General features: G+C 66.3%; 3 protein-coding genes and 1 pseudogene. 1 reads left to right on the top strand and 3 read right to left on the bottom strand.

All coding sequences use genetic code 11. The annotated features are described in order from the left end of the window. Window positions 1-317: 317 nt before the first annotated feature. The 3 genes from ACPXB1_RS30520 to ACPXB1_RS30510 all read right to left on the bottom strand — a co-directional run bounded on the left by ACPXB1_RS30520 (window position 318) and on the right by ACPXB1_RS30510 (window position 4,311). Window positions 318-785, bottom strand: a complete 468-nt coding sequence (locus ACPXB1_RS30520) for a hypothetical protein (protein ID WP_425736159.1) — start codon at window positions 783-785, stop codon at window positions 318-320. A gap of 853 nt (window positions 786-1,638) precedes the next feature. Then, window positions 1,639-4,035 (bottom strand): AAA family ATPase, encoded by a 2,397-nt coding sequence (locus ACPXB1_RS30515; RefSeq protein WP_425736158.1) that lies wholly within the window; start codon window positions 4,033-4,035, stop codon window positions 1,639-1,641. A gap of 84 nt (window positions 4,036-4,119) precedes the next feature. Continuing rightward, window positions 4,120-4,311 (bottom strand): hypothetical protein, encoded by a 192-nt coding sequence (locus ACPXB1_RS30510; RefSeq protein ID WP_425736157.1) that lies wholly within the window; start codon window positions 4,309-4,311, stop codon window positions 4,120-4,122. A 288-nt stretch (window positions 4,312-4,599) separates the two neighbouring features. Between ACPXB1_RS30510 and ACPXB1_RS30505 the strand changes: the two are divergent. Next, window positions 4,600-4,740, top strand: a pseudogene (locus ACPXB1_RS30505) (IS5/IS1182 family transposase); the annotation flags it as partial. Window positions 4,741-4,817: the final 77 nt, after the last annotated feature.

Raw genomic sequence — 4,817 nt, 5'->3', positions numbered from 1 at the left:
ACAACATCATCCTCGCGGGGTGACACCAGCACCCATGCCGGGCAACGCCTTCACCGAGTTACGAGACATCCTTTAGGCCGACGGTGTCGCAGCGATGCGAAGCCGACGGCCAGCACACCATCGCCCCGATCATGCACAACGACTGGGAAGTCAGGCTGGTGCTCTACAGCATCGGCGAGGTCTCACAGTGCTCCAGCAGATGACCGCCTCCCGGCCCGCCGACAACAGGCAGCAATCGATGCTGACTCTCATCGCTGGCAGCTACCAATCGACCCGCTGCGCTGACTGCGGCGCCTGGGCGGTGCGCACCGGGCAGGTCACCGAGCGCGCGCCGTAGGGCAGTGCGGCGTGCGGCCGTGGGAGTCCCGGTCGGTCTTGGAGGTGCGGACCTCGACCGGCACGCCTTCGGCGGTGAAGCTTAGGTCGGCGATGTCAAGGGCGGCCAGTTCACTGCGGCGGGCCCCGAGGGCGAAGCCGAGCACCAGCAGGGCGGTGTCGCGGATCCCGACCAGAGTGCTGCGGTCCATGACATCGGTCACGGCGCCGAGCGCGGCGTTGTTGACAGGGGCAGCCTTGCGGACCCGCACCCCCGCACCCGTGACGGCCCGCTCGCGGCGATAGCTGCGCAGCACCTGCCGCGGCCCGTCGGTCCGCAATCCGCCGGCACTGGCGGCCCGGTGCGCGGCGGAGATCGCGGCGAGCGTCCGTTCGATGGTGGCCGTTCGATGGTGGCCGGGGGCGGCCGGCGTCGGCCAGGGCGCTGACGTACTCGGTGACGACCACATGCAGATCGCCGTGCCGCTTGACCAGGTGCCGCACCCCGTCCGCGAGCCGCTCGTCGTCGGTGAGGTCCGTTGCGGCAACCAGCTTGCGGTCGGCGCTCCAGGACAGGAACCGCCGCAAGTCGCCGGTGTAGGCGCGCCGGGAGCTCTCTGTCATGGCGAGGTGTCGCCGCCGGGTACTCGCCGACAACTCCACCGAATCGGCCTCCGCGTAGTCCAGGAGGACCATGACATTTCTCGCGAAGCTGTCAGTGCTTGGTTTTCTCAGGGCCATGTCAGTTGTTTCTCACCGAGTGTCAGTCTCGTGGGTCGGGTCTATCAGCGACCTCAGCGGGCCTGACCTCCCACCGGCTCGGGGCAACCGGCGGACGTTGATCGAGCGCGACTGAAGTGCGTGCGGGACCAAGGATCTCCTGCTAGCCTCAGAGCCGCAGGAGGCCCAAGGGTTCCCGCGCCCGCCTTGGGGCCCGCTTATGCGGGCCCTTCGTGCATCGGGCACCCTAGTTCCAACATTGCAGCCCGAGCAGAGCGGCGTGGCCCGCAGTCGTCGCCCGGGTGAGCAGGGCAGCCGACCCGGCTCGCAGGTCGCGGATCGCCCCGTCGTCACAGCGCCGCACCGCGCGCAGCGGCCATCGTGACGTTCCGTTACCAGCGGGCCAACACCGACCGTATGGCGCATCCGCTTCCGATGAGAGGTCGTTGCTGCTGCGACCGGCCTTCCGGTGGCTGCGGCTAACGGTTGCCCTTTCGCTGGCCGAGCGGCGAACGGCCCATTCTGACGGCCGGCGCGCCAGCGTGTAAGCAATGATCCGCGGTGTTGCAGGAAGAACTAACCCGAGCATAGACTGATATTGAATTACGCAAGCCGTAGCGCGACCATCCCGCAGCGGCATACCGTCAATTGGTGATTGCGGGTGACCCACCCCTCGCAAGTCGTGCAATACATGGCGTCCAGGAGGGCCGCAACATCCTCGGCGAAGGTCACAGCGTCGGACAAAGGAAGACTTGCGGCCCATTGGTTTTGGTGGGCGCCGACAATGTTGCGCAAATGCTGCCGTAGTTCGAGACTTTCCACCACGGCCCGCACGGAGGTCTTCTTCAGCTCCTTGGCACAGGGACCCCACAGGTCGCCAAGTGTGTACTTGTCGTCCAGGCGTCGCGTCACCTTCACGTTTAGGCGCATACTAATTTCCTGGCAGAGACGTTCGAGTTGACGTCCGGCAACGGCGCAGATGGTCGTCGCGTCGCCAGTGGCGAGCACCCCTCGCACCAGTGCCGCCGGCTGTGACCCACCGGCGGCGAGTTGCGGACCGGTCTCAAAGGTCCATGACTGGATGTGGTGCTCGATAAACGGCCGACCATGCTGAGCGAGCAATACGCGCAGCTGCTCCAGCCACAGCCGGTCATGCACCGTCAAGACCAGCTGCCAGTCTTTGAACTCCTGCAACAGGTGGCCGAGGGCGCCCAGCCGAATCCCGCTGTCGACGCTCTGCAAAACGTCATCGAGGACAAGAACCTTTGCTTGGCCGCGGCTCGCGGCCTCCTTGGCCACCGCCAGAAAGAACAGGAGAGCCAGCAGGTCGCAGTAGCCCTCGCTGAACACTTGCTTTGGGTAGCAGAACCGACCGTTGGTAAACGCCACGACAATGTCGATGCTCACTGGCCCAGACCGCCCAAACTGCACCTCGATGCGGTCCACGTGCCTGGCTCGTGTGACGGCGAGGAAGCTCTTGGTCAGCTCTGTCCCGACTCCCCGCAAGATCGTGCGGAGCTGCTGTGCCTGCGCCGGGTACGCGACCGGGTTAAGGAGGTTGAGGTCTTTCTCAAGCTGTCGTTTGAGCTGTGCCAACTGTCTGTAGGTGGTGCGCAGTTGCTGGATTAGGTCGACGGTTCGCGCGTCGAGTTTCTCCCATGCGTCTCGACGTTCGTCTTCTGTTCCCTCCCCGACGATCTCCACGCTGACGTAGCGGTGGAACGCTTCCGTACCGCGCAGGAGGTCAGGCTCCACGGACAGGTGCCCGGCCAGTTGCTCTATAAGCGAGTCGCGACGGGTGCGCTGATCGTGCATACGGTCTCCCAGAGAGACGCGCTCGTCCTCGAGACTGCGTGCCATCCCGGAGGAGTCCGTCGGGAAGTAATCGAACAGGACCGTGCCCCGGCTCATCGAGCCACTGTCGAGAAAGGCCAGGATGTCGGCCCGCTTCAGCGTGATCGGCGCCAGGCGGAAACCTGGACGAACGTCTGGGCTGTCGGCGCGGGCCCGTCCGTCAGCACTCGTCACGACGGTGCGCGTGACCGAGGTGCCGTCGGAGAGCACAGCTGTGGCCTGCGGCGTCGCTTCCACCGCCTGGTTCGTCGCCAGCGGTCGAGCCTGGGACGCCAAATCTGACGACCGGCCCACGCGGCCCTGGAGTGCGAACTCGATTGCGTCGGCGATTGTCGATTTACCGACGCCGTTGTCCCCAACGATCACACAGGTCACGGGGTGCCCACCACGGTCGGTGAAGCCGATGGCGCTTCGACCAGGGCTGCCACGGAAGCCGGTGAACTCGATCCCGAGCAGCCGCAGATCACGTTCGCTCAGATCAGCGGCGGGGGCCCGACCAGCCAAGGCCTCTGTCGATTCTGCGGCCGCCACCCTGGTGATGAGTTCGGCCGTCGATGTCAGTGGCAGATCGGCCGGAGGGCCGGGCAGATCGGCCAAGCGCTCATAGGCCTGTATTGCGTCAGCCCTGGCCACCAGGCCGGAGAGCCTGACAAGCTCATCTTCCCTTGCTCCCAGATCTGGAGAGAGTTTCGGCTCGACCGACCCGCGTTCGAGGCGCGCGAGCCGCTGCCTCAGGCTCGGCCACGTCTTCAGCTGCTTGACGAGGTGCCGGGCCAGCGCGGCGTAGTGACCGTATGCCCGAGGATCCGGGTGGTGTAACTCGCTCAACTCTACGGCCGCGACGACTGCCGCCTTCCGGGCGTCGCGCAGCGTCCCCCGGCTGCCGTCCTCCATGGCAGCCTCGGCGAGCAACACCGCCTCGCGCAATGCGATTGCACACCGCTCTTCACGGTTCCGTCTTCCACGCCTGACCAGCTCCAGTTCTGCAAGGCTGGCAACTCGGAACTGCCGGCGGACACGCAGAGGCAGCGGGCTAGAGTCATACGTCGCTTTCAGGACCTCGGCCAGCAGCGAGGCAGCAGCGGAAACCCGCGTTGCCGTATCTGAGGGATGAACTTCTTGACCTGGCGCCGTCACGCTGACCACTCCGGTCCTCGTCATGATTGCTTGTCCGTGATCGCAACGAATGGCGCCGTCGAACTCGGCGCCGCTGTGGTGCTGTGCCGCCCGTCAGCGAGACCTGTCACGCCATTCCAGTCGACGGAGGGTGCTGCACAGCGCGGGCGGCACCCACTTGCGGGTGGCTTCGGCAACCACGCAGGTGCAGAACGTGTCGTAGCTGCTGCCGACCAGGACGACGGCCTGCTGGGGGGTGAAGTCGGCAGGTAGCAGAGCGATGTCTCGGGGGCGAAGCTTCGTCACGCGGTCTCCCATCGACTGCTGTCGCGGACCATCGAGGATAGCCGGGCCGCCCGGACAGCGACGGCGCGCGGCCGCACCGACGACGGCCTGAACCGCGACGAGTTCGTTTTCGAGGTCGACTACCAGCGGTGCCGGATCGGCTGGGTGGAGCAGCCCCAACACCCTGCCGCCCTATCTGCGGCGCGGCCTGGCCACCGCGGGCCTGGCCGCGCTGCGTACGGAAGACCCCGGGTTCACCTGGCACACCCTGGGCGGGCACATCAACGGATCACCGGCCTTCTGGGACAACGTCGGCGCCGGCGTGCCCGGCGGCTACGGTCCCGCGGGGCGTACGAGCACGTCACCGCGGGCTCGATTGCCACGCTCAAAACCTGGAGGATCCTGGCCAAGCTGCGATGGTGCCCACGCCGCACCACCGCGATCGTCTAGCCTCGGCCTTTCACGGCAGCCGTGATCTTGGATGTCCAGCGGGTCGGTAGATATGGCGAAGTGCCTGCCACGTAAGG

Origin of the sequence: Micromonospora sp. DT68 (assembly GCF_049847245.1) — a bacterium.
Lineage (GTDB): Bacteria > Actinomycetota > Actinomycetes > Mycobacteriales > Micromonosporaceae > Micromonospora > Micromonospora profundi.
Note: the sequence above shows the minus strand (reverse complement) of the source record. Positions and strands in the feature narration are given on the sequence as shown.